The following is a 24,221-nucleotide window of genomic DNA, read 5'->3' as shown; positions in this document are numbered from 1 at the left end:
AAGAAGGGCCTGACCATGCAGTTGATCGAACATTCCGAGTCGCCCCGCTACGTCCGCCTGCACGATGACGACAATGTCGTGGTGGTGGTCAATGACGGTGGCCTGGGCGAAGGTGCGCGCTTCGCCGATGGCCTGACCCTGGTCGAGGGCGTGCCGCAAAGCCACAAGGTCGCCACCGTCGATATCCACCAGGGCGAGCCTGTACGCCGCTATGGACAGATCATCGGTTATGCCCTGCAAGACCTGCGTCAGGGCAGTTGGGTTCAGGAAACCCAGCTATCGATGCCCGCTGCCCCCGAACTCGACAGCCTGCCGCGCTGCGACGCGGTTCCCGCGGCCCTGCCAGCTCTTGAAGGCTTTACTTTCGAAGGCTATCGCAACGCCGACGGCACCGTCGGTACCCGCAACATCCTCGGCATCACCACCACCGTGCAATGCGTGACCGGCGTGCTCGACCACGCGGTCAAACGCATCCGCGACGAGCTGCTGCCCAAGTATCCCAACGTCGACGACGTGGTCGCCCTCACCCACAGCTACGGCTGTGGCGTGGCGATCAACGCGCGTGACGCCTATATCCCCATTCGCACCGTGCGCAACCTGGCGCGCAACCCCAACCTGGGCGGCGAAGCCCTGGTCATCAGCCTGGGGTGCGAAAAGCTGCAGGCCGGCCAGGTGATGCACGAAGACGACCCGTCCGTGGACCTCAGCGAGCCCTGGCTGTATCGCCTGCAGGACGCTTCGCTGGGTTTCGTCGAGATGATCGAACAGATCATGCAACTGGCTGAAACCCGCCTGAAGAAGCTCGACCAACGCCGTCGCGAAACGGTGCCGGCCAGTGAGCTGATCCTGGGCATGCAGTGCGGCGGCAGCGATGCTTTCTCCGGCATCACCGCCAACCCGGCGCTGGGCTATGCCGCCGACCTGCTGGTGCGCGCCGGTGCCACGGTGATGTTCTCGGAGGTCACCGAGGTCCGCGATGCCATCTACATGCTCACCTCCCGTGCCGAAACCCCGGAAGTGGCCGAAGCGCTGGTGCGCGAAATGGACTGGTACGACCGCTACCTGCAACAGGGTGCAGCCGACCGCAGCGCCAACACCACGCCGGGCAATAAGAAAGGCGGGCTGTCGAACATCGTCGAAAAGTCCCTGGGCTCGATCGTCAAGTCCGGCAGCGCTGCGATCCAGGGCGTGGTCGGCCCGGGCGAGCGCGTCGCACGCAAAGGCCTGATCTTCTGCGCGACGCCGGCCAGCGACTTCGTCTGCGGCACCCTGCAACTGGCTGCGGGCATGAACCTGCATGTGTTCACCACAGGTCGCGGCACACCTTACGGGCTGGCCATGGCCCCCGTGGTCAAGGTCTGCACCCGCAGCGAACTGGCCCAGCGCTGGCCCGACCTGATCGACATCGATGCCGGGCGTATCGCCAGCGGCCGCGCAAGCATCGAGGAGCTGGGCTGGGAGCTCTTCCACTACTACCTGGACGTTGCCAGCGGCCGCAAGCAGACCTGGGCCGAGCGGCACAAGTTGCATAACGACATCACTCTGTTCAACCCGGCACCGATTACCTGACAGCCTTCCCTCCATGGGGGATGGATGGACCTTGCACTTTACCTACAGGAGCACCTCATGCCTGAGATCCTCGGCCATAACTTCATCGCCGGCCAGCGCAGTGCCGCCGGCCAGCAGCGCCTGCAGAGCCTGGACGCCACCACTGGCGAGGCCTTGCCCTACAGCTTCATGCAAGCCACCGAAGACGAAGTCGATCAAGCTGCCAAAGCCGCTGCCACCGCCTTCGCCGAATTCCGCCAGTTGCCGCCAACCCGTCGCGCCGAGTTCCTCGACGCCATTGCCGCCGAACTGGATGAGCTGGACGACAGCTTCGTCGCTATCGTTTGCCGCGAAACCGCCCTGCCCGCCGCCCGCATTCAGGGCGAGCGCGGCCGTACCAGCGGGCAAATGCGCCTGTTCGCCCAAGTGCTGCGCCGGGGCGATTTCCTCGGTGCCCGTATCGACCTGGCGCTGCCGGACCGTCAACCCCTGCCGCGAGTGGACTTGCGCCAGATGCGCATCGGCGTAGGCCCGGTGGCGGTGTTCGGCGCCAGCAACTTCCCACTGGCGTTTTCCACCGCAGGCGGCGATACCGCGGCTGCGCTGGCTGCCGGCTGCCCGGTAGTGTTCAAGGCGCACAGCGGCCACATGGCCACCGCCGACCTGGTGGGCTGCGCCATCGTCCGTGCCGCTGAACGCACCGGCATGCCCAAGGGCGTGTTCAACATGGTCTTCGGCGGTGGCGTGGGGGAGTGGCTGGTCAAGCACCCGGCCATCCAGGCGGTCGGCTTCACCGGCTCGCTCAAGGGCGGCGATGCCTTGTGCCGCATGGCCGCCGAACGTCCGCAGCCGATCCCGGTATTCGCCGAGATGTCGAGCATCAACCCGGTAATCGTGCTGCCTGGCGCATTGGCCAAACGCGGCGACGCCATCGCCCGTGAACTGGCAGGCTCCGTGTGCCTGGGGGCCGGTCAGTTCTGTACCAACCCAGGGCTGGTGATCGGCTTGCAGTCGGCACAGTTCAGCCAGTTGCTCACAGACCTCGGCCAACACCTGGCGCAGCAGGCGGGGCAGACCCTGCTTAATGCCGGCGGCTTGCGCAGCTATGTGGGCGGGTTGGAACACCTGCACGCGCACGCCGGCATCGAGCACCTGGCCGGCCAGGCGCAGGAAGGCAGCCAGGCCCGCGCCCAACTGTTCAAGGCCGACGCACGCCTGCTGGTGGATGCCGATCCGCTGCTGCAGGAAGAAGTGTTCGGCCCCACCACCGTGGCGGTCGAAGTCTGTGGCGATGAGCAGTTGCGCGCCGCGCTGCTGGGCCTGCGCGGCCAGCTCACGGCCACCCTGATCGGCGAGCCCGAAGACTTCGACGCCTATGCCTGGCTGGTGCCGCTGCTGGAAGAAAAGGTCGGACGGATTCTGGTCAACGGCTATCCGACCGGTGTTGAGGTATGCGATGCCATGGTGCACGGCGGCCCCTACCCGGCCACCTCCGACGCCCGCGGCACCTCGGTCGGCACCCTGGCCATCGATCGCTTCCTACGTCCGGTGTGCTACCAGAACTACCCGCAAGCCTTGTTGCCAAAGGCCCTGCAGGACGGCAACCCACTGGGGTTGCGGCGCCTGGTCAATGGTCAGTGGAGCGACGGCGCGCTCTGACGCGCGCTTGTAGGAGCGGCGGTTAGCCGCTGCGACTTGCCCGCGAAAAAGATACCGCGCTGCCTGGCACGGGCTACGCCCGTGTTCGCGGGCAAGCCCGCTCCCACAGGGTGGACTGCCCCCAAGGGTTGGATTTGTGTCCAACTTGTTGGGGGCAGTCCAATCGAAGAGACAGTTTGCTATCACAACGCCAGATGCAAGGGCCCGGATCCGTCGGCCGGCATCGCGCAGCAGATCAACGCCTCGTCCTGCGCCACGGCGAACTCCGGTGCCTCGGCATAGGTAACCGCCCCTTTGAGCACGCGGGTCCGACAGCTTCCGCACGACCCGCCACGGCAGCCAAAAGGCGGCTCAAGGCCACGCTGTTCGGCCAGCTCCAGCAGCGAGCCATCTCCCGGGTTCCAGCGCGCCTCTTTCGCCGAGTCCATGAACATCACCGCAACCGACTCAGCGGCCACCGCCGGCAAGGCCGGCGCGGCCTGCTGCTCGTTGCCCGTGCGGCGCAGGCTCGATGGGCCGAAGGCTTCGGCGTGGATCCGTGCATCGTTGATATCCAGTGCGCGCAGGCCGTCGTACATCTGTTGCATGAAACCCTGCGGCCCGCACAGGTAGAAGTCGTAGTCATCGAAAGGCAGCACCTCGCGCAGCAGATCGACGCCCAGGCGCCCCTCGCGCTCATAGTCCTCACCTGCGACCGCACCGCGGGCATCGCTGAGCAGGCGCATATGCCTGAGTTTGCCTTCGGAGGCTGCCACCAACGTGGCAAACTCGCTGGCAAAGGCCAGTTGCGCCCGGTTCGACGCCGATTGGAACACCCAGGCAGGCCGGGCGTAGCGTGTACGCCGTCCCTCATTGACCAGGTGCCTGGCCATGGCCAATGCCGGGGTCACCCCCACGCCCGCAGCCAGCAGCACCACGGGCCGGCGTACCGCAGCATCGAGGGTGAAGGCTCCAGCCGGCGCACGCGCCTCGATCAGGTCACCGACCCTGACCTGCTCATGCAGGTGCCGAGAGACCACACCCTCACGCTTGACGCTGATGCGCAGCGCATCGTCCGCCGGCGCGCCAGACAAGGTGTAGGTGCGCACCAATGGCGCCTCCTCTCCAGGCAACCGTACTCGGATCGGCAGGTGCTGCCCCGCCTGGCGCACCGGCAAGCCCAAACCATCGTCGGGCGCCAGGTGGAACGAACGGATGTGCTCGCTCTCGTCGACGATCTGCGTTACCCGGTACGGACGCCAGCTTTGCTGCAATGCCGCGGCTTTCAGGCGCGCCTGCATGTCCTCCCAACTACCGGTCATCAACACATTGGGCGAGATGCCGTCATCCATGTCGACCCAGCGCAGCGCCAACCCTCCCGGTCGGCGCACGACCCGCTCGGGGTAAAACCGCCACATGCGCTCGGCGCCGATGAAGGCCAGTGTCTGTGGATCGTCGACGATCACCTCGGTACGCCCGGTCATCTGCAGCAGGTCGCCGCTGCGCATGTCGACGAACACCAGCCCGGCACGGGGGTTGAGCAGCATGTTGCCCAGAGTGTTGAAGAACAGGTTGCCATTGAAATCAGGGACGCTCAGCGTGCCGTCGGCGTCGATGTGGACAAAGCCTGGCTTGCCGCCGCGGTGCGAGACATCCACCTGGCGCACGCCATCGCGCACCACATACGAGGCAACATAGAAGGAATCGGCAGCGGCCACCACGGCACGGTCTGCTGCGCTCAGCTCGGTAGACTCGCAGGGCTCACCGGGTGTGCTGTCATCGAAGACATAGCGGCGCAGATTGATATAGCGCGGGCAGTTGCCATAGGACTGGGTCGGCTCGATGGTAAAACCGCTGTCGTCTGCCCGGCGCACGAAGCCGTTCAGGCGATTGCGTCGGCGGGTGTGCAACTCGATGCCAAGCATGCCCACGCCGTCACCGTCCTCCAGCCCGGCATCGGCGGGATCGGCGGGCTCACGGGGCAGGTCCAGCAGCAGCCGACGCGGATCGGGGGATTGCATGAAGCCGGGCTGGCCGGTGCGCAGCGTTGCCCACGGATTGCCATGCGGATCGACGCTGCCGAGCACCACGAAAGGCAGTTGGGCATAGAACTCGCGGTGCTGGTCGGGCATGAAGTCGCGCGACATCTGCACCTTGCCGGTCCCCACCATGCGTTCGATCGCGCCGACGCTGCGTTGCAGCGCAAGCTCGCCGTCGTGCCATGGCGAGGGCTTGAGGTCCGACGTAGGCTTGTTCATGGTGGCACCTGGGCGGTTGAGTGAGGGTGTATCAATCCTTACTCATTCGCCCGACCCTTAGAATCAGTGCAGGTGGCAATTGATTATTTCTCTTCAAGAAATAGTCATGGGCCCGCATTCAAGCCAATGGTTCGATCAGCCCCCCTGTGCCTCAGCCGCCTCATGCGCCTGGCGCAGCCGCTCGCGGCTGTTGCTCAGGTGCAGGCGCATGGCCATTTTCGCTCCTTCGCTGTCGCGTCGGGCAATGGCTTCATAGATGGCCTCGTGCTCATGGCTCAGGCGGCTCAGGTAATGGGCCTGGTCATCGTGGGCCAGGCGCGCCGAATTGAGCCGGGTGCGGGGAATGATGCTGGTACCCAGGTGATTGATGATGTCAGCGAAATAATGATTGCCACTGGCCTGGGCGATGCGCAGGTGGAACTGGAAATCCGCCGAGACCGCATCGGAGGCATGCGCGGCACCTTCGTTGAGCTCGTCGAGCGCAGCACGCATGCCGGTCAGTTGTTCATCGCTGCGACGCTGGGCGGCAAGCCCGGCCGACTCGATCTCCAGGGCGATGCGCAACTCCATTACCGCCAGCACCTCGCGCAGGGTCACGATGGTCGCCGGGTCGATACGGAAACCGCCGGTGCTCGGCGCGTCGAGCACAAAGGTGCCAATGCCGTGGCGGGTCTCCACCTGGCCGGCCGCCTGCAGCCGCGAGATCGCCTCACGCACCACCGTGCGGCTGACGCCCTCCTCGACCATGATCTGCGATTCGGTCGGCAGTTTGTCGCCACGCTTGAGTTGGCCGCTGCGAATACGTTCGGTCAGCACCGTGACCAGTTCCTGCGCCAGACTGCGCGGTTTGCGTCGGGTACGTGCCTGTAGTTGCTGCTCTGTCATGCCCTGTACGTTTCATCGTGAAAAGACAGCCGCCATCATAGCTCATGCAGTTGTACGATCACATACATCCGCCAGGGTTTTCATCTCGCCGCCAATGCCTTTTGCCGAACCGCCGACGGCGCCTCGCCCATGACCCTGCGGTACATGCTGGAAAACGCACTGGGGCTGTCATACCCGAGGTCGAGGGCAACCCGGGTGACCGCCTCACCCGCTGCCAGTCGCGTGACGGCTGCCATCAGGCAGGCTTGCTGGCGCCATTGACCGAACGACAGCCCGGTCTGCTCGCGAAAGCGTCGGCTGAACGTCCGAGGGCTCCAGTTCAGGTGTATCGCCCAGGCCTCGGCCGTAGTGCTGATCGACGGCGCCGCGAGAAACGCCAGGCACAATTGCGCCAGACGCGGCTCCCCTGGCATCGGCGCGAACAGCGGCAGGCGCTCGGCGCTGCGCAACTCATGCAGGATCAAGCCGACCAGTTGGCCATCGCGCCCTTGAGGGTCGTACAGCGCAGGCAGTTCGGCACTGGCCAGCAGCAACTGATGCAGCAGCGGCGTGACCAGCAGCGCTTCGCAGGCCTGCCCCAGCCTCGGCGCCGCAACGGCCTCGATGTACAGGCTGCGCGTGCTCACGCCGCGCATCAGTACCTGATGGGGCTTGCCGGGCGGAATCCACACACCGCTGTAGGGCGGGATGACCCAGGCGCCATCGTCGGTCAGGACTTCCATCAACCCGCTCATGCCATAGAGGAACTGAGCACGCCGGTGCACATGCCGTGGCAATAGCGTGTCGGGCGGGTAATCGGTGGCGATCGCCAACACCGGGCGCGGCGTGGCATCGACCTGGAACAGCGGCACATTGCGCATCGGAGCCTCCATGGCTGAAACGCACGGATTATTGGCCAATGTTCGAATGCTGGCCAGCCCTCGTCCTCCTACCCTGCACCTCCACTCTCTCAATAAAGGCTGACGATCATGCTGTACCCCCTGCTCGGTGTCTTCGGCGTGTGCGCTGGCGTCACCACGCTGTTGTTCGGCTTCGGCGGCGGTTTCTTCGCTGTGCCCTTGCTCTACGCATTGCTGCTCACCAGCCACGCGGCGGGCTCCCCGATGGCACTGCACGCCATGCAGATCGCCGTGGCCACCTCTGCCCTGGTGATGATCTTCAGCAGCGCCCTGGCCACCTGGCGGCACCAGCGCGCCGGCACGCTGCGCTGGGACCTGGTACGCCCTCTGGCGCCGGCCATCGCGCTGGGGGCACTGGCTGGCGCCTGGGCCGCCCTGTACCTGGACAGCACCTGGCTGCGTTGGCTATTCATCGGCTACCTGTTGCTGAGCCTGCTCGATGCATGGCTGCGTCCAGGCTTCATGCGCGTTGACAACCACCGCCCGGCGCCGCTGGGCAAGGCAGCGGCCACCCTCGCCGGCCTGCCGATCGGCGCACTGGCAGCGCTGCTGGGAGTCGGCGGCAGTGTGATGACCGTGCCGCTGATGCGCAGGCGGGGCGCCAGCATGAGCACCGCCACCGCCATGGCCAACCCGCTGTCACTGCCCATGGCGCTGGCCGCGACCCTGGTGTATGCCCTGGTGCCGACTCCGGGAACGGACCTGGGCACGGGCCTGCTGGGCTACATCGACCTGCGTGCGGCACTGGCAATGGCCGCAGGCGCCTGGCTCGGCATGCACCTGGCGGCGCCGCTGCTGGGGCGCCTGAGCGATACCCTGCATGCGCGGGCCTACCTGGCACTGCTGGCCTGCGTGCTGGTGGTGATGCTGGGGACCGGCCGCTGAGCGAAACGGCTGGCGAACCGCCCGCCGAGGCCTGTAGTGTGCGGGTTCACGTGCCGCCAGATGTAGCGGCATGGCCCAAGGAAGGCATCTTATGACGAAACTCGACCGAGCCCTGCTCACCACCGGCCTGTTCATCCCACTCTGGTTGCTGCTGGGGGTTTGGCTCACCGCTCAGGCCTACCCCGGTTACCAGCACCTGCAGCAGGCCATGAGCCAGCTCGGGGCGACAGGCGCACCGACCGCGGCATTCTCGCCCTGGGTCAACAACTTCCCATTGGCACTGCTGTTTGCCTTGTTCGCCTGGGGGCTAGCCCGTCGCTGGCGTCACTCGAACGTCGCCCTGGCGAGCGCGCTGTTGGTGCTGTTGCACGGTGTTGCAAGCCTGGGGACTGGGGTATTCGCCTGCGACCCAGGTTGCACCCCCACAGAGCCTTCGTTCTCCCAGCACATGCATAACCTCAGCGGTCTGCTGATGTTCCTGTCGTTGACCCTGGCCAGCCTGCTGTGGGTCTGGCTGGCACTGCGCATGGGTGATTCACGGCTGCTCGCCATTGGCTCCCTGCTTTGTGTGGTGTTCTCCATCGGCACGGTGGCGTTGATGGCACGGGCAGCCGAAACAGGCCAGCTCTTCGGTCTCTATCAACGAATCAACTACGGCGTGGCGGTGCTCTGGGTTGCTGGGCTGGCTTGGTTCTCCCTGCGCCTGCCCACCTCCTGCCCGACAAAGCTGCTTGTCGTCTGACGGCAAATTGCTGGCCCCCAGGCGTTCAAAGCGAAGGCAAACTCCCTTTTTCTTCAGACGCTTAGGACAGCAACATGCGGGTATTTCTAGCAACCCTGGCCAGCTGCGTACTGGTGGTCACCGCATTCGGCGCCCAGGCCAGGCCGCTGAGCCAGAACGATCGCAGCGTGTGTGGCTGGGGCGCGCAGATCGCCGCCGACGCGCAGCATGCCAAGCTCTCCGGGGTGACGCTCTATGCGCAGCGCAAGAAACTGCAAGTGCGGCGCTTCGCCAAACCCTGGATGCGCATGACGGCGTTCGGCATCACCGAGCAAACCTACAGCAGCAGCTCACGCCTGCCGCCGAACGCCATCAAGCAGACCTACTACGAACAGTGCGTCCATCACGCCGTCGCGCGCCGATAACGAACGCGGGCCCCTGGTTCAACTGGCCTGATGCCGACATCCGTGATCGATGTCGGCGCTTTTACCGACGGCTCGCCGCGCGATGCAGCCGCCCAGTCCTGTCACTAGCGCAATCCACCTGATTTCTTGCCTGATTCTCTGAACCTGCTGCCCGACGGATAGGAAACCTGTCCACCAGGGTCTAGAGTTTTCAGATCGGGAACCCGCCTCATGCGCGCGCGGCATTCCTACCAGGGCCCTGCCTCGATGCACTGCCCTGCCTATAACGACGAAACACCAACCGATGATCAGCGGGTGAACGCCATGGAACTACGCATCAACCAGAAGACCTATCAGGTCGACGCCGACGCCGATACCCCCCTGCTGTGGGTGATCCGCGATGACCTGGGCATGACCGGCACCAAATACGGCTGCGGCCTGGCCCAGTGTGGCGCCTGCTCGGTGCTGGTGGACGGCAACGTGGTGCGTGCCTGTGTCACGCCGGTGGCCGGTGTGGTTGGCCGTGAAGTGACCACCATCGAAGCGATCGAGGCCGACCCGGTGGGCAAGCGCGTGGTTGCGGCCTGGGTCGAACATCAGGTCGCCCAGTGCGGATACTGCCAGTCTGGCCAGGTGATGGCCGCGACCGCCCTGCTCAAGCACACGCCAGCACCGAGCGACGAGCAGATTAGCGCCGCGATGGTCAACCTGTGCCGCTGCGGCACCTACAACGCGATCCACGCCGCGGTGCACGAGCTCGCCGCCCAGCCCGCCGCCAAGGAGAGCGTCTGATGAACTCGCCCATCGACATCCCGTCCGAACTGCGCGACCTGAAACTGGATCAGCCGGTCAACCTGTCGCGTCGGCGCTTTCTTGCGGGGAGCGCCATCGGCGCCCTGGTGATCGGCTTTGGCTTGCCGATCGGCTCGGCCCGGGTCCAGGCCGCCACCGCGGTGACCGCAGAGCGCGGCACGCAGGTGCCGGCATTCCTGGAAATCCGCCCTGACGGCACCGTGCGCCTGCTCTGCCCCTTCATGGAAGGTGGCCAGGGCACATTCACCGCCATGGCGCAGATCGTCGGCGAAGAATTGGATGTGGAACCGGCCCACTTCCTGATCGATGCCGCACCACCTGGCGAAGCCTATGTGGTGATGGAGAATGGCCTACGCATCACCGGCGGCAGCATGTCGGTACGCATGAGCTACCCAACCATGCGCCGCCTTGGCGCGCTGGCCAGGGCCATGCTGCTGCAGGCCGGTGCCGACACCCTGAAAGTCCCGGTCGGCGAGCTGAGCACCGAACCGGGCAAGGTGGTGCATGCAGCCTCCGGCCGCTCGGTCGCTTATGGCGACCTGGCCGAGCGCGCCATGGACCTGCCTGTGCCGGACCCGGCCAGCGTCAAGCTGCGCGATCCCAGCCAGTTCCGCTGGATCGGCAAGCCGGTACGCCGTCTCGATGCCTACGACAAGTCCACCGGCAAGGCTCAGTACAGTATCGACCTCAAGGTCGACGACATGCTCCACGCAGCGGTGCAGCACGCGCCACGACTGGGCATGACGGTGGGCGGCCTGCGCAACGAAGCGCAGGTCAAGGCGATGAAGGGCGTGCATTCGGTGCATGTCCTGCCGGGTGCAGTGGCGGTGGTCGCCGAACGCTGGTGGCATGCCAAGCGTGCAGTGGAGGCGGTACAGGTCGACTGGCAGGAGCCGGGGGCCGATTCGAAGGTACGCACGATGCCGGCTGACTTTTCTAGCGATGCCTATCGCGATCACCTGGCCGCACAAACCGGCCCGGCGCGCGATGACGAGAACGAAGGCGATGTAGCGGCTGCGCTCAAGGGGGCCAAGACCCAGGTGGAAGCCACCTACCACAACCAGTACCTCAACCACGGCCAGCTCGAACCGCCGTCGGCGCTCGCGCGCTTCAATTCCGATGGGTCGCTCGAAGTCTGGCTGCCCAACCAGGCGCCGGACATGTTCCGCGACGACATCGCCAAGCGCACCGGCCTTGCCAAGGAACAGATCATCCTGCATTCGCCGCTTCTGGGCGGTTTCTTCGGGCGCCACTTCCTGTACGACTCGGCCAACCCCTACCCACAGGCCATTGCCCTGGCCAAGGCGGTCGGGCGCCCGGTCAAGCTGATCTGGACCCGCGAGGAAGAGTTCGTACGTGACGTGCTGCGGCCCGTGGCAGTGGTCAAGTTCCGCGCCGGGCTCGACGAGAAGGGCCTGCCGGTTGCCATCGAAGCGGTCAGCGCGACCGAGGGCCCGACCGAGGCAATCGCCGGCAAACAGGGCGAGAAGATCGACCCCACTGCCCTGGAAGGCCTGGCGGGCAAGTCCTATGCCATTGCCAACAAACGCATCGCGCAAATTTATGTGAAGGGCCCTGCCATGCTGGGCTACTGGCGTTCGGTCGGTAATTCGCTGAACGACTTCTTCTATGAGTCGTTCCTCGATGAACTGGCCGACAAAGGCGGGCACGACCCGTTCGAGCTGCGCCTGCATCTGTTGCGCGACAACCCACGCCTGACCACCCTGCTGCAGGCTGTCGGCGAATTGTCCGGTGGCTGGAAGCGTGGCCCCTTCACCGCCGAAGATGGAACCAAGCGGGCCCGCGGCGTGGCCATGGCCTCGCCGTTCGGTTCGGAGGCGGCGGTGATTGCCGAAGTATCGATCGAGAACGGCCAGGTCAAGGTGCACGACATCTGGCAGGCGATCGACCCGGGCAGCATCGTCAACCCGGCGATCGTCGAGCATCAGGTCAACGGCGCCGTGGCGCTCGGCCTGTCGCAGACACTGGTGGAGGAAGCGGTGTGGGTCAACGGCATGCCGCGTGCGCGTAACTACGACCTGTACCCGATCCTGCCGCCATCGCGCATGGCCCGGGTGCATGTGCGCATCGTCGAGAGCGGGGCGAAGATGGGTGGCATCGGCGAGCCGCCGCTGCCGGCAGTGGCACCAGCGGTGGCCAACGCCGTGGCGCGGCTGACCGGCCAACGCGCACGCAGCCTGCCCCTCAGCCGCCATACCTTTGCCTGACACGGAAGCCCTCATGAAAAACAGCCGACTGGTCACCACCACTCGCTGGCTTGCGCTGCCCTGCCTTGTCGCGGCAGGCCTGCTGGCCTGGTATGTCACCCGCGAGGTCACCTCGCCCTTCGAGCAGGAAACACCAAGCCCCGACCAGGCGCTGATCGCCCGCGGCGAATATGTCGCGCGCCTGAGCGATTGCGTGGCGTGCCACAGCCTGCCCGGCAAGGCGCCGTTCGCCGGCGGCCTGGAAATGGCAACGCCCCTGGGCGCGATCCATGCCACCAATATCACCCCGGACCGCAAAAACGGTATCGGCAGCTACAGCCTCGCTGACTTCGACCGCGCCGTGCGCCATGGCGTCGCGCCGGGCGGGCGCCGGCTGTACCCGGCCATGCCCTACCCTTCCTACGCCAAGCTCAGCGATGACGACATGAGGGCGCTGTATGCCTTCTTCATGAAGGGCGTGCAACCGTCCGACCAGGCCAATATCCCCAGCGATATTCCCTGGCCGCTGAACCTGCGCTGGCCGATCGCCTTGTGGAACGGCCTGTTCGCCGCCGACAAGCCCTACGCTGAAAAGCCCACCGAAGACCCCCTGTGGAACCGCGGCGCCTATATCGTCCAGGGCCCGGGCCACTGCGGCAGTTGCCATACGCCACGTGGCCTTGCCTTCAACGAAAAAGCGCTGGACGACTCCGGCGAGGCGTTTCTCGCCGGAGCCCTGCTCGACGGCTGGTATGCGCCGAGCTTGCGCCAGGACCACAACACCGGGCTCGGGCGCTGGAGCGAACCCGAGATCGTGCAGTTCCTCAAGACCGGTCGCAACAAGCACGCGGTGGTTTACGGTTCGATGACCGAGGCGTTCAACAACTCCACGCAGTTCATGAGCGACGACGACCTGGGCGCGATTGCCCGCTACCTGAAGTCCCTGCCGGGTGATCCCCAGCGCGACGGCGCCCCCTGGCAGTATCAGGCCATGTCGGCGGCTACCCGTCTGGATGCACCGGGCGCGCACAGCTACGTAACCCGCTGCGCGTCGTGCCATGGCTTGGACGGCCAGGGCCAGGCCGAGTGGATACCGCCACTGGCCGGCGCGACCTCGATGCTGGCCAAGGAAAACGCTTCGGCAATCAATATCACCCTCAACGGCTCGCAGCGTGTCGTCGCCGCCGGGATGCCGGATGCCTACCGGATGCCCGCGCTGCGTGAACAGATGTCGGACCAGGAGATCGCCGAGGTGCTGAGCTTCGTCCGTACGACCTGGGGCAATACCGGCGGCGCGGTCGATGCAAAGGCAGTGGCCAAGCTTCGCGAGCATACCGACCCTGCCAGCAGCAGCCCGATCGTGCTGCATATGCGTTGAAGGAGCGCCCATGGAAAGTATCGACCTGCTGGTCCTGCGCACCGCTCGGGACTGGCTGCAAGCCGGCCACCGCGTGCTACTGGCCACCGTCGCCCGTACCTGGGGCTCATCGCCACGCCCGGTCGGCTCGATGATGGCCTTGCGCAGCGACGGGCGGGTGGTCGGCAGCGTCTCCGGCGGCTGTATCGAAGACGACCTGATCCACCGCTACACCACCGCCTACGGTGGCCCCGGCCTGCCTGAAAGCACCCCGCAGCGGGTGCGCTACGGCGTTACCGCCGACGAGGCCCATCGCTTCGGGCTGCCCTGTGGCGGCACGCTGGAGCTGATTCTGGAGTTTTCGCCATCGTGGCAGTCGCTGGCCCAACTGCTTGAGCAGCTCGACAGCGGCCAACTGGTGCGCCGTCAGCTCGACCTGCACAGCGGCGCGGCCACCCTTCTCGCCAGCGCTGCCCCGGAGCAGTTCAGCGTTGATGGCGAGCACATGGCCAGCACCCTGGGCCCGGGCTATCGACTGCTGCTGATCGGGGCCGGCGCCCTGGCCGAATACCTGGCGACCATGGCCCTGTTCAACGGTTTTCGTGTCTCGGTCTGCGACCCGCGGCCCGAGTACATCGACGGCTGGAACGTGGCCGGCGTCGAGTGCCTGGTCGGCATGCCCGACGATGTCGTGCGCGACTACGCCCCGGACTTGCGCACCTGCATCGTTGCGGTCAGCCACGACCCCAAGCTCGACGACCTGGCCCTGCTCGAAGCGCTGCGTGGCCCGGCTTTCTATATCGGTGCCATCGGCTCGCGGCGCAACAGCCAGCAGCGTCGCGCGCGGCTGATCGAGCACTTCGGTGAAACCGACGCCAGCCTTGCGCGCCTGCACGGCCCCATCGGCATCTACATCGGCAGCAAGACTCCGGCCGAGATTGCCGTGAGTGTGATGGCCGAGATCCTTGCCGCCAAGAACGGCGTCGAACTGCCCGGCGCGGTGAACGTCACCAAGGCCAAGCAGGCACGCGAACAACAGGCGCTGCCTGCCGCCTGACCCTGCGGTATGCTTGCCTGCACCCCATGCCGCCACACTCGGACAACCCACCATGACCGAACCCCAAGCCAGAGCTCGCTGCGCCGCCCTGGTGCTCGCCGCCGGACGCGGCACGCGCTTTGGCAGCGACAAGCGCAAGGCCGTGCTCGCGGACGGACAGGGCCTACTGGCCAGCACCTTGAAACAGGTACAAGCCTGTTTCGACCCGGTCTATGTGGTGCTGCGCTGCGACGATGATCCGCAAACCCTGGGCATCGATGCGCAAGTCCACATCGTACGCGCCTCACAGGCAGCTGATGGCATGGGAGCGAGCCTCGCGGCCGGCATCACGGCCCTGGCCAGCATCGATGCCCCGGCCGTGGCCGTGCTGCTTGGCGATATGCCGTGGATCACACCACGCACCTTCGAGCACCTGCTCGGTCACCTCGCTGCCGAACGTATCGTCCTGCCGTGCTACCAAGGCCGACGTGGCCATCCGGTCATCTTCGGGCGCCATTTCTGGGCAGCCCTCACCCGCCTGCAAGGTGACCAGGGTGGGCGACCGGTCATCGAGGCCAACCCCCACGCCTGCCTTGTGCTGGATCTCAACGACCCTGGCATCCTGCGTGACATCGACACACCCGCCGATATCCCGCCCACATCGACCTGAGTAATGGCCACCAGGCTTTGATCCGCACGTCCTGGCAGGTACGCTAGCGGTCTTGCCCCCGACCTGGAGCCGCACCGGTGACCGCCACGCTGACCACCTTCTACCTGGAAATGACCTCCCCGGATGCCCTGCGCAGCAAGCCTGCCCCCGATGGCTTGACGATCGTCGAATGCGAAGTCGTCCAGCCGGAGCTCAACCGCTTCCTGTACCAACTGGTGGGCAAGGCCTGGGGCTGGACCGACCTGAACAGCTGGAGCGACGAACAGTGGCTGGCGGTTGTCGGCCAGGACTGCCACCGCACCTGGGTGGCCTACCACCGTGGCGCCATCGCCGGCTACTACGAACTGCACCGCCCCGACGGCGAGAACACCGAGATCCGCTACTTCGGCCTCGCCCCGCAGTTCCTTGACAAGGGCTTCGGCGGCCCGCTGCTCAGCCAGGCCATCCGCAGCGCGTGGGAGTGGCCTGGCACGCGGCGGGTCTGGGTGCACACCTGCAGCCTCGACCATCCCGCCGCCCTGGCCAACTATCAGGCCCGTGGCCTGCAACTGTACAAGCAAGAGCACGAAGCACTGGGGTGACGGTTGCGCGAGGCTGGCAGCGCTTGCTGCCTATGCCCAGTAGCTGGACCGTCTGCTGTCCCAGCCACTGGATTGATCGGGCGCTGGGCGCTCTACGATTCGCACAAGCGCCTAGGCCAAGGACGCCTGGCGCGCCATCCGTGCACCCAGCATCCCGGAAAAAGATACCAGCATCAGTACTGCGAAGACCCCGGCGATCGGCAGGTTCGACTCCAACCCGAAGCCACTGACCGTCGCCGAGGCAATCGAACCGAACACCAGCATCAAGCAGCCCTGCAGACTCGCAGCCACCCCAGCGCGATCAGGAAACAGTGCCATCGAACGGGCCATGGCATTGGAGAAGATAAAGCCCTGGCCGAAGGCGATCAGCATGATGCCAGCAAGAATGTTCACCAGGCTCAAGGTGTCGGCAGCCGCCGCGATGCACAGTACCCCCACCAGAAACAGCGCCAGCCCGCTCCACATCAAGGTATCGGGTGAAACGACACGGACCAGCGCACGGTTGGTCAGTGTGCCGACCAGATAGCAGCAGCCCACACCCAGCGCCGTGGTACCGAAGTAATGAGCGTCATGGCCGAGCACATCCTGGACGATATGCGGCCCAAACACGTTCCACAGCAGGAATGCGGAAAAGCTCGCGCCGAGCACCACCACCGAGGCACGGAAGCGCTTGTCGGCCAGGATGAACCGATAGCCGACCACCGTCTGCAAGGCACTGCGACGGGCACCGGTCGGCAGTGACTCCTTGAGCCCGGCAACGACGAAAGCCAGGACCATCAGGGCATAGGCGGCATACAGCACGAAGTTGTAGCGCCAGCCGAAATGCACCTCGATCAGCCCGCCGATATAGGGCGCGATGACTGGCCCCAGGCCGAACGCCAGGCTGAGGTAGATGATCGCGACATAGAAGCGCGGGCCTTTGACGATGTCGACCAACACAGCACGGGCAACGACCTGGCAGGCGCCAATGGCAAAGCCCTGCAGCGCACGCGCCAGCAGCAGCATCTCGATGGACGTCGCAGCAGTGGCCAGCAGGCTGCCGACCACGAACACGCCCAGGCCCAGCAGTACGGCAGGCCGGCGCCCGCGCGCGTCGGCCATCACGCCGAAGAACAGCTGCCCCAGGGCATAGAACAGCAGCGTGATGGTGATGGTGTTCTGCATCAGCGCAGGCCCCGCGCCCAGTTCGCGTCCGATGGACGGAAGGCTCGGTGCATACAGATCGATGGCGATGCCCCCCAGACTGTTGACCAGCGGGGCGAGGAAGACGATGAAGTTTTCATAACGCGTATTGGCGTGCATAGGATCTCCGGCGTGCCGGGCAGCGAAGCGCCCGGCACGCACATGGGTCAGACAGACGCCTGGTGGGCGAACTGCGGTGGCGGGATGGAAGGTGTCGGCGCCTTGAGCCAGGCACTGGGCGAGGACAGGCGTGAAACCAGTACTCGCGGTGCCTGGTCGTAGTAGGTCCCCCAGTTGACACCGGGGTCCTTGACCCGACGCGGATCGGCCAGGCCCAGGTCGTCGAGGTTGTCGACGATCGCTGCCAGCAGCTGCTGGACCTGTGGCGTGGCGGTCAGCACCACCAGGCCGAAGTTGCGCAGCGCCAGGGTGCGGATCACGTTGTCGAGCAGGTACTTGCCGGCGCCGCTGCCGCTCTGGAACGAGGCGAAAGCACCGATCTCCGCGATACGCGCACGGTCGATGGCATAGCGTTCATCCAGCGCATGGTCCAGGTAGTACTCGCTGAACAGCTTGCCGGAGTCGCCGTAGCTGATGCCGGCACAGGCGTAGCCTGGCGCCCCGCCGGTCGAGCCGGTCAGGCAGGCGAACAGGTCGGGCTGCGGCACGGGCGTTGCGTCGTAGTGCTTGAGGTAATGGCCACGCACCGCCTCCTGCAGGCAGCGGTAGCCGGGGCGACCCTTGTAGAAATTGCGCACGATGTACATGGGCGACGTCCCGTCCTAGGCGTACAGTTGATCGATGAATCGCGCTTCGATCTCGGCGCGCCGCGGTCGTCCGGTGACCGTGTAGAACTGGTCACGAAACGCGGCAATGTCCTCGACCACCTCGACCCGTCGCACCCGCGCGAAGTCGGCAAGGCGGTGCTCCAGGCGCGCCATCTCGTCCCGCACGCTGGCGGGGCTCGCGGTGCTGAGGACGATGGCACACGGCTCGTCGCGCCCCTCGCCCATGACGATCATGTCGTCGACCAGCGGGCTCTCCTTGTAGACGTTCTCCACCCACTCAGGCGAAATGTTGCGCGCCGTCGAGAGGATGATCACGTGCTTCCTGCGCCCGGTGATGTACAGGAAACCGTCACGGAACTCGGCGATATCGCCGGTGTGCAGGTAGCCGTCGGACAGGTCGCAGGCCGTGTCGTCGGCGTTGTAGTAACCCGCGCAGAGGGTCGGCGTCTTCACCAGCAACTCGCCGTCGACCAGCTTGGGCTCGATGCCGTCGAGCAGCTTGCCAGCCGAGCCGATACGCCGTTCTGCAGGCGAGTTCAGCGAGATGATCGAGGAGTTCTCGCTCAGCCCGTAGGCCTCGAACACTTGCACGCCTCGGGCATCCAGGGCCTGGAGCACGGTGGCCGGGATCTTCGCACCGCCGGTGATGATGTGCGGACTGGCTGGGCCCAACAGTTGCTCGACAGTGGCACCCTGTTCGAGCAGCAGGTTGGCCTCCTCCAGCAGCTTGGGCGGCAGGTAGAGGAAGTTGGGCCGGTTAGGTGCGATCAGCTCCAGATAATGACGGGCATTGCCGCTGGCCGCGCCGTACTCGGTGACACCTTCGGGCATCAGCGTCAGGGTGCCGCCGGACAGGATCGGAATGAACACGCCCAGCACCTGTTCGATCAGCAGGCTCATCGGCACGATCGAGAAGTAATGCAGCGGCTGCTGCGGCAGGCGCTTCATCACGTTGTCGACCAGCAGCCCCACGGCCGCGTCGCGAATCATCACGCCCTTGGGCTTGGAGGTGGTGCCCGAGGTGTGGATCACCGAGACGATACCCGCGGGGATCAGTTCGTCGTCCTGGGCCCAGGGCGTGTCCGTGGACCGGGTCATCAATTGCCGGGGGATGAAGCTGGGCTTGTCTGGCAGGATCCGCTGCAGGCGCCGGGCGGTCGGCTCATCACTGACGAACACGGCGGCGGCCTTGCCGAGCAGGCTACCGATCTGATCGTCGGAAAATTCGATGGGCACCGGCAGCAACACACCACCAACCTTCTGGATCGCCAGCAGGGTGTACACCCACTCGTAGCATGAGCGCATCGCGATACCGAACACCTTGCGCTCGCAGTTGCCGACCCGAGCCTGCAGTGCCTGGGCCAGGCGTTCGACGTCATCGCGCAGGCCATGCAGGGTGTAGTCGCGCCCGTGCATCTCGCGGATCACCACGCGGTCCGTGCTGGTGGTCAGGTAGTGCTGCATTTTCTGGCTGATCATTGGCCGTTACCCCCGATGCGGTAGCTCTGGGCGCCGAAGATGCGTCGGCTGATATCGTCGAGGCGACGGCGGCCATGCATCACGCGGGTGTTGTCGATGACCACGATGTCGCCCTTCTTCCAGAAGTGGCTGTAGGTGTTACGGGCGGTGACTTCCTTGATCTCGTCCCAGATTTCAAGGGCGATCTCCTCGCCGTCGGCCCAGGTGATGCGTGGCGGCTCGTAATTGACGCTGGGGCCGAGCATCGAATTGCAGAAGGCTTTGCGACCACTGAAGCAGCTGGTTTCCACCGCGCTGATCACCAGTTCGGAGGCGATCAGGTTCTGGTCGATGCGACGGTAGGTCTGGCCGGCCACCTGGTCGTTGACCTGCTGCAGGTGCTCGTCGGTGATGCTGTCGATCGGCAACTGCAGCTCGATGCTCAGAAAGCGCCGCACGTTGTGCCAGGGAATGCGCCGCGCATAGCGAATGGCACGGGACTCGAAGCTTTTACGGGTTTTCGACGACAGGTCGAATAGCACCCGCTCGCCATCGCACAGCGTGGTCTCGGAGCCAACCGACGCCGCTTGCAGGCAGTAGAACCACTGCAGGTCGGGGTTGAACGGCAAATTACCGTTTTCTCGGTGCAGTCCCATCTCGTGGACGCCTGCCTCGATCTCGGCGGTGTTGGCCGTGGCGGCCTTGCGCGCCGGATCGAAGGTGACCCGGGAGGAATGCGCGCTGACGAAGTCGTTGAAGTCTTCGAGCGAGTCGCTGAAGTCGCGGTAGATCACCGCACCGCTGTGGGCCAAATCTTCATAGAGTGCCGCAGTGCTCATCGAATCGAAGACGCGCAGTCCCGGTTCGACGGCATAGACACATTCAAAGCCATAGCACGGCGTGGGATGACGGTAGAAGGGTAGAACTTTCGCGTGAGTGTGGGCCAACATCTGACATCTTCCTTGGGAAATGGATTACAGACAGGCAGGCCGTCCGCCGCCTGACGCAAACACGTTAGGGGAAATGTCGTGGATGCTGGTTTTAAGAAACCTAAAGCCATGATGAAAAATTAAAAGTGCGTGCGTGCGAGGGAACGCACAGGGGGAAGGCGTTGTCCGGGCGCGGGCCCTCGCCCCCGAGGAAGAGGTGCCAATAGGCATGGCTTGACGCGAAGAGGCCCTAAAGAGCCCTGTAACCGCTGAATGTTCACTCATCCTGAGCGCCTGCAATCCGTGTCAAAAAAGCTGTTTCACCCAGCGCGGAGCAACTCTGCGGCCACGTCCTGGATCAACGTGCGCAAACTGGCGACATCCGTACCCAGCCCCCGGTCCCGCGACCAGATCATGTCCACCGTGAACACCGGAAACCCCATCGGTGGCTGACACACCCTCACCCCCTCGGGGATGCGCAGGTGGGGCAGCAGGCGCGCTGGCAAGGCGACGGTCGAAGGGACTGCGGTGAGGATGTTGACGCAGGCCTGGTAGCCGTTCGCCCGCACCAGCACGTTGCGCGTGCGACCAATCTTCTCCAGCCAGCTGTCGACCATGTTCTTCTCCGAGATCCACGGTGTGGGGAAGACATGCGCCGAGGCACAGAACTCATCCAGGCTCATGGCCCCGTCCAGCGCAAGTCCACGCTGGCTGGTCAGGCAGACGAAACCGTCGCTGAGCACCGGCTGCCATTGCAGCTCGGGGTGCAGTTGGTGGTAACTCGGCCCGAAACCGATGGCCAGGTCGATATCACCGGAAATCAACCGGTCCACCGGCAGGTCGCGGCTCAGCCGATCGAGGTGCAGGGAGGTGTTGGCATGGCTGCGCGACAAGGTCGCCAGTGCCTGGGGCAGAAAGGCCAGCTCGAAGTATTCCGGCGCGCACAGACGCCAGATCCTGGGGGCTGTGACGCCATCGCCCGCAGGATCATCCTCGGCGCAGCGGTTGACCGACTCGATCACCACGCGCAGGTAGGGTGCGATCTTTTCCGCCTTGGCGGTTGGCTGCAGCAGACCCTGCGAGGAGGCGAACAGGGTGTCGTCGAAACAACCGCGCAGGCGTTTGAGGCAGTAGCTCACCGTGGGCTGGCTGACGTTCATCAGTTCGGCGGTGCGCTTGGCACTGCGATATTCCAGCAAGTTGAGAAACACCACGATGTCTTGCAGGTCCAGCTGCTTCAGGTAATTGCTGTGAAGCATGCAGGGGCCTCCTGGGTCATCATGTTCATGGGATGGGATCGACGTCTTCGGGGAGCTTGGCCAGCATCAGTTTGAGCATTTGCGCCAGGGCTTCGCGCTGCTCGGGCAGCAGCGGTGCCAGGAACTGGTTTTGCAAGTCGGTGTGGCTGAAAACCGCTTTTTCGATGGCCGCAAGCCCGGCTGCAGTCAGCGCCACCTTGTAGCTGCGCTTGTCGGCAGGGTCGTGGATCTGCTCGACCATGCCCGCCTCCTTGAGGCGGCTCAGTCGATTGGTCATCGCCCCGGATGTGATCAACAACGAGTTGTACAGCTCGGTCGGGGTCAGCTGGTACGGTGCGCCGGAGCGGCGCAAGGTCGCCATGACATCGAACTCCCCTTCCTTGAAACCGTATTGATCGAGCACCGCGCAACGTCGGCGCTCGAGGTGTTTCTGCAGGCGCGCCATGCGCCCGAAGACCTCCATGGACGAAGCGTCCACCGAGGGCATCGCCTGCGCCCATTGCGCGACGACGAAATCGACATGATCTTTCATTGGCATAACCGTCCGTTCACCCTGAACTCCCCAAGGGCCACATCCCTGCCGTACCCCGGCACCTTCCAAGTATCTTAACGTTAAGTTATCTTGATATGCACGAGGTATGAATCGGGAGGGAACATGGCGTTCTTCGAACACAACCGAAATCGCTATTACTACTTTGACGCCGGGGCCGGCACCCCCACCCTGCTCCTGCACGGGCTGGGCAACAGTGGCCGCGCCTGGACGGACCAGGTCGGGGCCCTGCTGCGCCTGGGCCATCGCGTCATCGTACCGGACCTGCTCGGCCATGGCGCGTCCAGCAATGCGCCGGAACACATCACGCCTCACCTGCAAGCCCAGGAGCTGATCGCATTGCTGGATCACCTTGGGCTGGCCAGCACTCAACTGATCGGGCTTTCGCTGGGCGGCATGATTGCCCTGGAACTGGCCTGCACCTACCCAGATGCCGTGGACAAACTGGTAGTGGCCGCGACCTTCGCCAGCATGAACAGCTCCGCGCGCCATCACCAGCTCGATGAGTGGGTCGAAAACCTTTGCCAACCGGACGGCTGCCTGAAGCGCTTCAAGACGACATGGCCGCAACTGGTCGGCAGTTCCTTCGCCGCCTCCAGCCAAGGACAGAGCCTCTACCAGGCCTGGCATGCCCAGGCCGCCATGCAACGGGCGCGCTGCCAGATCCACTGGTGCGAGGGTATGAAAACCTACGACCCGAGCGATCGACTGTCACACATCCAGGCACCCACCCTGGTGCTTGCCGCCGACGGCGACCGCATCAGCCCACCTGGCGAGGCCGAGGCCATTGCCAGACGTATTGCTCACGCCCAGCTCATCACTTTTCCAGGCGACGGCCATGTCTTCAACGTTTCCCATGCCCCGGCCTTCAACCGGGCACTCAGTGGTTTCCTGCAGGAGCAACAGCGACATGGGTGACACACCCTCCAAGGCCAGCGTAGTGCTGCTGGCGATTCTGGTCGGCATCAACCTGCGACCGATCATGGCCTCGGTCGGCCCGCTGCTCGATCTGCTGCAACGCGACCTGGGCCTGAGCAACTTCCAGGGCGGCTTGCTGACCACACTGCCGGTGATGATGATGGGCCTGTTCGCCCTCGCCGGCCCTTGGCTGCTGCGCCTGCTCGGCGAGGTCAAGGGCGTGGCCATCGGCATGACGCTGATTGCCGCAGCCTGTGCGGTACGCACCTACGTCGAATCGTCCTCTGCACTGATCGCCAGCGCTGCCGTGGGTGGCGTCGGCATTGCCGTGATCCAGTCGCTGATGCCCGCGTTCATCAAGCGCAACCATCCGCAAAGCGCAGGGATGCTCATGGGGCTGTTCACCACGGGGATCATGGGCGGTGCGGCCATCGCCGCCGCCATTGCCGCTCCCAGCGCGGGCAAGCTGGGCTGGAACCTCACTCTCGGCTATGCCGCCATTCCGGCAATGATTGCGCTGATCGCCTGGCTGCTCGCCGCAGGCAACGTGCATGCCTATCCCACGGCGGCCGGCCTGCCCTGGCGCAGTGGCCGGGCCTGGCTGCTGCTGGTGTTCTTCGGGATCGGCACCGGGGCGTACACCTTGGTGCTCGCCTGGCTGCCGCCCTTCTACATCGAACTGGGCTGGACAGCGAAAAGTGCCGGCTACCTGCTCGGCGCACTGACCATCACCGAGGTCATCGCCGGTTTGCTGGTGTCGGCGCTGATTCACCGTTTCCCGGATCGCCGCCAACCCTTGGCGCTGGTGATCCTGCTACTGATCGGCGGGCTGGCCTGCCTGATGGCGGCGCCGCTGCAACTGGCCGCCTTGGCCATCCTGTGCCTGGGGCTGGGCATCGGTGCGTTGTTCCCGCTGTCGCTGATCGTCACCCTCGATCATGCACGCTCACCGACCGAAGCCGGGTCGCTGCTGGCCTTCGTGCAAGGGGGTGGCTACCTGATTGCTGCCTCGATGCCGGTGGTGGCCGGGCTGGTGCGTGACGAGTTCAGCTCGCTGCACTGGGCTTGGGCCGTCATGGCGGGTGGCGCTGTACTGCTGCTTGCCTTGAGCGCCCTGCTCCGGCCGGTAACCCCGCGAACGGTCGCGGCCCAGGCTTGACCCTCCTCGACTCCGGGGCGCTCTCCAGCGCCCCGGACGCCCTCCCCGATTTTTCCTGACCCGCCCCACCAGCGCA

At 65.2% G+C, this 24,221-nt stretch carries 22 protein-coding genes; 13 read left to right on the top strand and 9 right to left on the bottom strand.

From position 1 onward, the window contains the following. The first annotated feature begins 15 nt into the window (after positions 1-15). Positions 16-1,569 (top strand): galactarate dehydratase, encoded by a 1,554-nt coding sequence (gene garD / locus AC2CGW_RS06920; RefSeq protein ID WP_484573753.1) that lies wholly within the window; start codon positions 16-18, stop codon positions 1,567-1,569. Positions 1,570-1,626: 57 nt separating this feature from the next. After that, on the top strand, positions 1,627-3,207 hold the full coding sequence (locus AC2CGW_RS06915; RefSeq protein ID WP_484573752.1) for an aldehyde dehydrogenase (NADP(+)): 1,581 nt from the start codon (positions 1,627-1,629) through the stop codon (positions 3,205-3,207). A gap of 182 nt (positions 3,208-3,389) precedes the next feature. Here AC2CGW_RS06915 and AC2CGW_RS06910 read toward each other — a convergent pair whose 3' ends face one another. From AC2CGW_RS06910 to AC2CGW_RS06900, 3 genes are all read right to left on the bottom strand, one after another. Beyond that, on the bottom strand, positions 3,390-5,444 hold the full coding sequence (locus AC2CGW_RS06910) for a 2Fe-2S iron-sulfur cluster-binding protein (RefSeq protein WP_484573751.1): 2,055 nt from the start codon (positions 5,442-5,444) through the stop codon (positions 3,390-3,392). A 135-nt stretch (positions 5,445-5,579) separates the two neighbouring features. Beyond that, on the bottom strand, positions 5,580-6,329 hold the full coding sequence (locus AC2CGW_RS06905) for a FadR/GntR family transcriptional regulator (RefSeq protein ID WP_484573750.1): 750 nt from the start codon (positions 6,327-6,329) through the stop codon (positions 5,580-5,582). Positions 6,330-6,409: 80 nt separating this feature from the next. Continuing rightward, positions 6,410-7,189, bottom strand: a complete 780-nt coding sequence (locus AC2CGW_RS06900; RefSeq protein WP_186664286.1) for an AraC family transcriptional regulator — start codon at positions 7,187-7,189, stop codon at positions 6,410-6,412. A gap of 108 nt (positions 7,190-7,297) precedes the next feature. On the opposite strand from AC2CGW_RS06900, the gene AC2CGW_RS06895 reads away from it, so the two are divergent. The 9 genes from AC2CGW_RS06895 (at position 7,298) to AC2CGW_RS06855 (ending at position 15,902) form a co-directional block, all read left to right on the top strand. Then, positions 7,298-8,113, top strand: a complete 816-nt coding sequence (locus AC2CGW_RS06895) for a sulfite exporter TauE/SafE family protein (RefSeq protein ID WP_202883543.1) — start codon at positions 7,298-7,300, stop codon at positions 8,111-8,113. A gap of 91 nt (positions 8,114-8,204) precedes the next feature. After that, positions 8,205-8,855, top strand: coding sequence for a DUF998 domain-containing protein (locus AC2CGW_RS06890; RefSeq protein ID WP_186708906.1), 651 nt, complete (start codon positions 8,205-8,207; stop codon positions 8,853-8,855). A 74-nt stretch (positions 8,856-8,929) separates the two neighbouring features. Next, complete coding sequence (locus AC2CGW_RS06885) at positions 8,930-9,259, top strand: hypothetical protein (RefSeq protein WP_186664282.1); 330 nt, start codon at positions 8,930-8,932, stop codon at positions 9,257-9,259. A gap of 303 nt (positions 9,260-9,562) precedes the next feature. Further along, on the top strand, positions 9,563-10,030 hold the full coding sequence (locus AC2CGW_RS06880; RefSeq protein ID WP_054890890.1) for a (2Fe-2S)-binding protein: 468 nt from the start codon (positions 9,563-9,565) through the stop codon (positions 10,028-10,030). Next, positions 10,030-12,279: a xanthine dehydrogenase family protein molybdopterin-binding subunit gene (locus AC2CGW_RS06875; RefSeq protein ID WP_411382609.1), complete on the top strand. Its 2,250-nt coding sequence runs from the start codon at positions 10,030-10,032 to the stop codon at positions 12,277-12,279. The genes AC2CGW_RS06880 and AC2CGW_RS06875 overlap by 1 nt, the downstream gene beginning before the upstream one ends. A 13-nt stretch (positions 12,280-12,292) precedes the next feature. Beyond that, positions 12,293-13,636 (top strand): c-type cytochrome, encoded by a 1,344-nt coding sequence (locus tag AC2CGW_RS06870; protein ID WP_484573749.1) that lies wholly within the window; start codon positions 12,293-12,295, stop codon positions 13,634-13,636. Between the two features lie 10 nt (positions 13,637-13,646). Continuing rightward, a complete protein-coding gene (locus AC2CGW_RS06865; RefSeq protein ID WP_186664276.1) occupies positions 13,647-14,672 on the top strand; it encodes an XdhC family protein in 1,026 nt (341 codons plus the stop codon). Positions 14,673-14,724: 52 nt separating this feature from the next. Then, positions 14,725-15,321, top strand: a complete 597-nt coding sequence (locus AC2CGW_RS06860) for a nucleotidyltransferase family protein (protein ID WP_484573748.1) — start codon at positions 14,725-14,727, stop codon at positions 15,319-15,321. 77 nt (positions 15,322-15,398) lie between these two features. Next, the gene (locus tag AC2CGW_RS06855; RefSeq protein WP_186664272.1) at positions 15,399-15,902 is read left to right on the top strand and encodes a GNAT family N-acetyltransferase; all 504 of its coding nucleotides are present in this window, start codon (positions 15,399-15,401) and stop codon (positions 15,900-15,902) included. Between the two features lie 111 nt (positions 15,903-16,013). Here AC2CGW_RS06855 and AC2CGW_RS06850 read toward each other — a convergent pair whose 3' ends face one another. The 6 genes from AC2CGW_RS06850 to AC2CGW_RS06825 form a co-directional block, all read right to left on the bottom strand. After that, on the bottom strand, positions 16,014-17,204 hold the full coding sequence (locus AC2CGW_RS06850) for a multidrug effflux MFS transporter (RefSeq protein ID WP_484573747.1): 1,191 nt from the start codon (positions 17,202-17,204) through the stop codon (positions 16,014-16,016). Positions 17,205-17,251: 47 nt separating this feature from the next. After that, positions 17,252-17,851, bottom strand: coding sequence for a thermostable hemolysin (locus AC2CGW_RS06845; protein WP_186711726.1), 600 nt, complete (start codon positions 17,849-17,851; stop codon positions 17,252-17,254). Positions 17,852-17,866: 15 nt separating this feature from the next. After that, complete coding sequence (locus AC2CGW_RS06840; RefSeq protein WP_484573746.1) at positions 17,867-19,351, bottom strand: AMP-binding protein; 1,485 nt, start codon at positions 19,349-19,351, stop codon at positions 17,867-17,869. Beyond that, positions 19,348-20,280 (bottom strand): TauD/TfdA family dioxygenase, encoded by a 933-nt coding sequence (locus AC2CGW_RS06835; protein ID WP_484573745.1) that lies wholly within the window; start codon positions 20,278-20,280, stop codon positions 19,348-19,350. The genes AC2CGW_RS06840 and AC2CGW_RS06835 overlap by 4 nt, the downstream gene beginning before the upstream one ends. Before the next feature lie 299 nt (positions 20,281-20,579). Further along, on the bottom strand, positions 20,580-21,518 hold the full coding sequence (locus tag AC2CGW_RS06830) for a LysR family transcriptional regulator (RefSeq protein ID WP_186711728.1): 939 nt from the start codon (positions 21,516-21,518) through the stop codon (positions 20,580-20,582). Between the two features lie 25 nt (positions 21,519-21,543). Further along, positions 21,544-22,050, bottom strand: coding sequence for a MarR family winged helix-turn-helix transcriptional regulator (locus tag AC2CGW_RS06825; RefSeq protein WP_186664260.1), 507 nt, complete (start codon positions 22,048-22,050; stop codon positions 21,544-21,546). A 123-nt stretch (positions 22,051-22,173) separates the two neighbouring features. On the opposite strand from AC2CGW_RS06825, the gene AC2CGW_RS06820 reads away from it, so the two are divergent. Both AC2CGW_RS06820 and AC2CGW_RS06815 read left to right on the top strand, forming a co-directional pair. Then, complete coding sequence (locus tag AC2CGW_RS06820) at positions 22,174-22,986, top strand: alpha/beta fold hydrolase (RefSeq protein WP_288377217.1); 813 nt, start codon at positions 22,174-22,176, stop codon at positions 22,984-22,986. After that, the gene (locus AC2CGW_RS06815; protein WP_186711730.1) at positions 22,979-24,145 is read left to right on the top strand and encodes an MFS transporter; all 1,167 of its coding nucleotides are present in this window, start codon (positions 22,979-22,981) and stop codon (positions 24,143-24,145) included. The genes AC2CGW_RS06820 and AC2CGW_RS06815 overlap by 8 nt, the downstream gene beginning before the upstream one ends. The last annotated feature ends 76 nt before the right edge of the window (positions 24,146-24,221 follow it).

The organism is Pseudomonas sp. SYWMCR5 (assembly GCF_057197165.1).
This window is presented reverse-complemented; position numbering and strand designations above follow the sequence as displayed.

Bases quoted from the DNA above. Each gene is read 5' to 3' on its own strand.
- AC2CGW_RS06850 (WP_484573747.1), bottom strand. From the start codon at position 17,204: ATGCACGCCAATACGCGTTATGAAAACTTCATCGTCTTCCTCGCCCCG.
- AC2CGW_RS06915 (WP_484573752.1), top strand. From the start codon at position 1,627: ATGCCTGAGATCCTCGGCCATAACTTCATCGCCGGCCAGCGCAGTGCC.
- AC2CGW_RS06870 (WP_484573749.1), top strand. From the start codon at position 12,293: ATGAAAAACAGCCGACTGGTCACCACCACTCGCTGGCTTGCGCTGCCC.
- AC2CGW_RS06865 (WP_186664276.1), top strand. From the start codon at position 13,647: ATGGAAAGTATCGACCTGCTGGTCCTGCGCACCGCTCGGGACTGGCTG.
- AC2CGW_RS06875 (WP_411382609.1), top strand. From the start codon at position 10,030: ATGAACTCGCCCATCGACATCCCGTCCGAACTGCGCGACCTGAAACTG.
- AC2CGW_RS06830 (WP_186711728.1), bottom strand. From the start codon at position 21,518: ATGCTTCACAGCAATTACCTGAAGCAGCTGGACCTGCAAGACATCGTG.
- AC2CGW_RS06910 (WP_484573751.1), bottom strand. From the start codon at position 5,444: ATGAACAAGCCTACGTCGGACCTCAAGCCCTCGCCATGGCACGACGGC.
- AC2CGW_RS06905 (WP_484573750.1), bottom strand. From the start codon at position 6,329: ATGACAGAGCAGCAACTACAGGCACGTACCCGACGCAAACCGCGCAGT.
- AC2CGW_RS06825 (WP_186664260.1), bottom strand. From the start codon at position 22,050: ATGAAAGATCATGTCGATTTCGTCGTCGCGCAATGGGCGCAGGCGATG.
- AC2CGW_RS06845 (WP_186711726.1), bottom strand. From the start codon at position 17,851: ATGTACATCGTGCGCAATTTCTACAAGGGTCGCCCCGGCTACCGCTGC.
- AC2CGW_RS06815 (WP_186711730.1), top strand. From the start codon at position 22,979: ATGGGTGACACACCCTCCAAGGCCAGCGTAGTGCTGCTGGCGATTCTG.
- garD (WP_484573753.1), top strand. From the start codon at position 16: ATGCAGTTGATCGAACATTCCGAGTCGCCCCGCTACGTCCGCCTGCAC.
- AC2CGW_RS06860 (WP_484573748.1), top strand. From the start codon at position 14,725: ATGACCGAACCCCAAGCCAGAGCTCGCTGCGCCGCCCTGGTGCTCGCC.
- AC2CGW_RS06840 (WP_484573746.1), bottom strand. From the start codon at position 19,351: ATGATCAGCCAGAAAATGCAGCACTACCTGACCACCAGCACGGACCGC.
- AC2CGW_RS06820 (WP_288377217.1), top strand. From the start codon at position 22,174: ATGGCGTTCTTCGAACACAACCGAAATCGCTATTACTACTTTGACGCC.
- AC2CGW_RS06890 (WP_186708906.1), top strand. From the start codon at position 8,205: ATGACGAAACTCGACCGAGCCCTGCTCACCACCGGCCTGTTCATCCCA.
- AC2CGW_RS06885 (WP_186664282.1), top strand. From the start codon at position 8,930: ATGCGGGTATTTCTAGCAACCCTGGCCAGCTGCGTACTGGTGGTCACC.
- AC2CGW_RS06835 (WP_484573745.1), bottom strand. From the start codon at position 20,280: ATGTTGGCCCACACTCACGCGAAAGTTCTACCCTTCTACCGTCATCCC.
- AC2CGW_RS06900 (WP_186664286.1), bottom strand. From the start codon at position 7,189: ATGCGCAATGTGCCGCTGTTCCAGGTCGATGCCACGCCGCGCCCGGTG.
- AC2CGW_RS06895 (WP_202883543.1), top strand. From the start codon at position 7,298: ATGCTGTACCCCCTGCTCGGTGTCTTCGGCGTGTGCGCTGGCGTCACC.
- AC2CGW_RS06880 (WP_054890890.1), top strand. From the start codon at position 9,563: ATGGAACTACGCATCAACCAGAAGACCTATCAGGTCGACGCCGACGCC.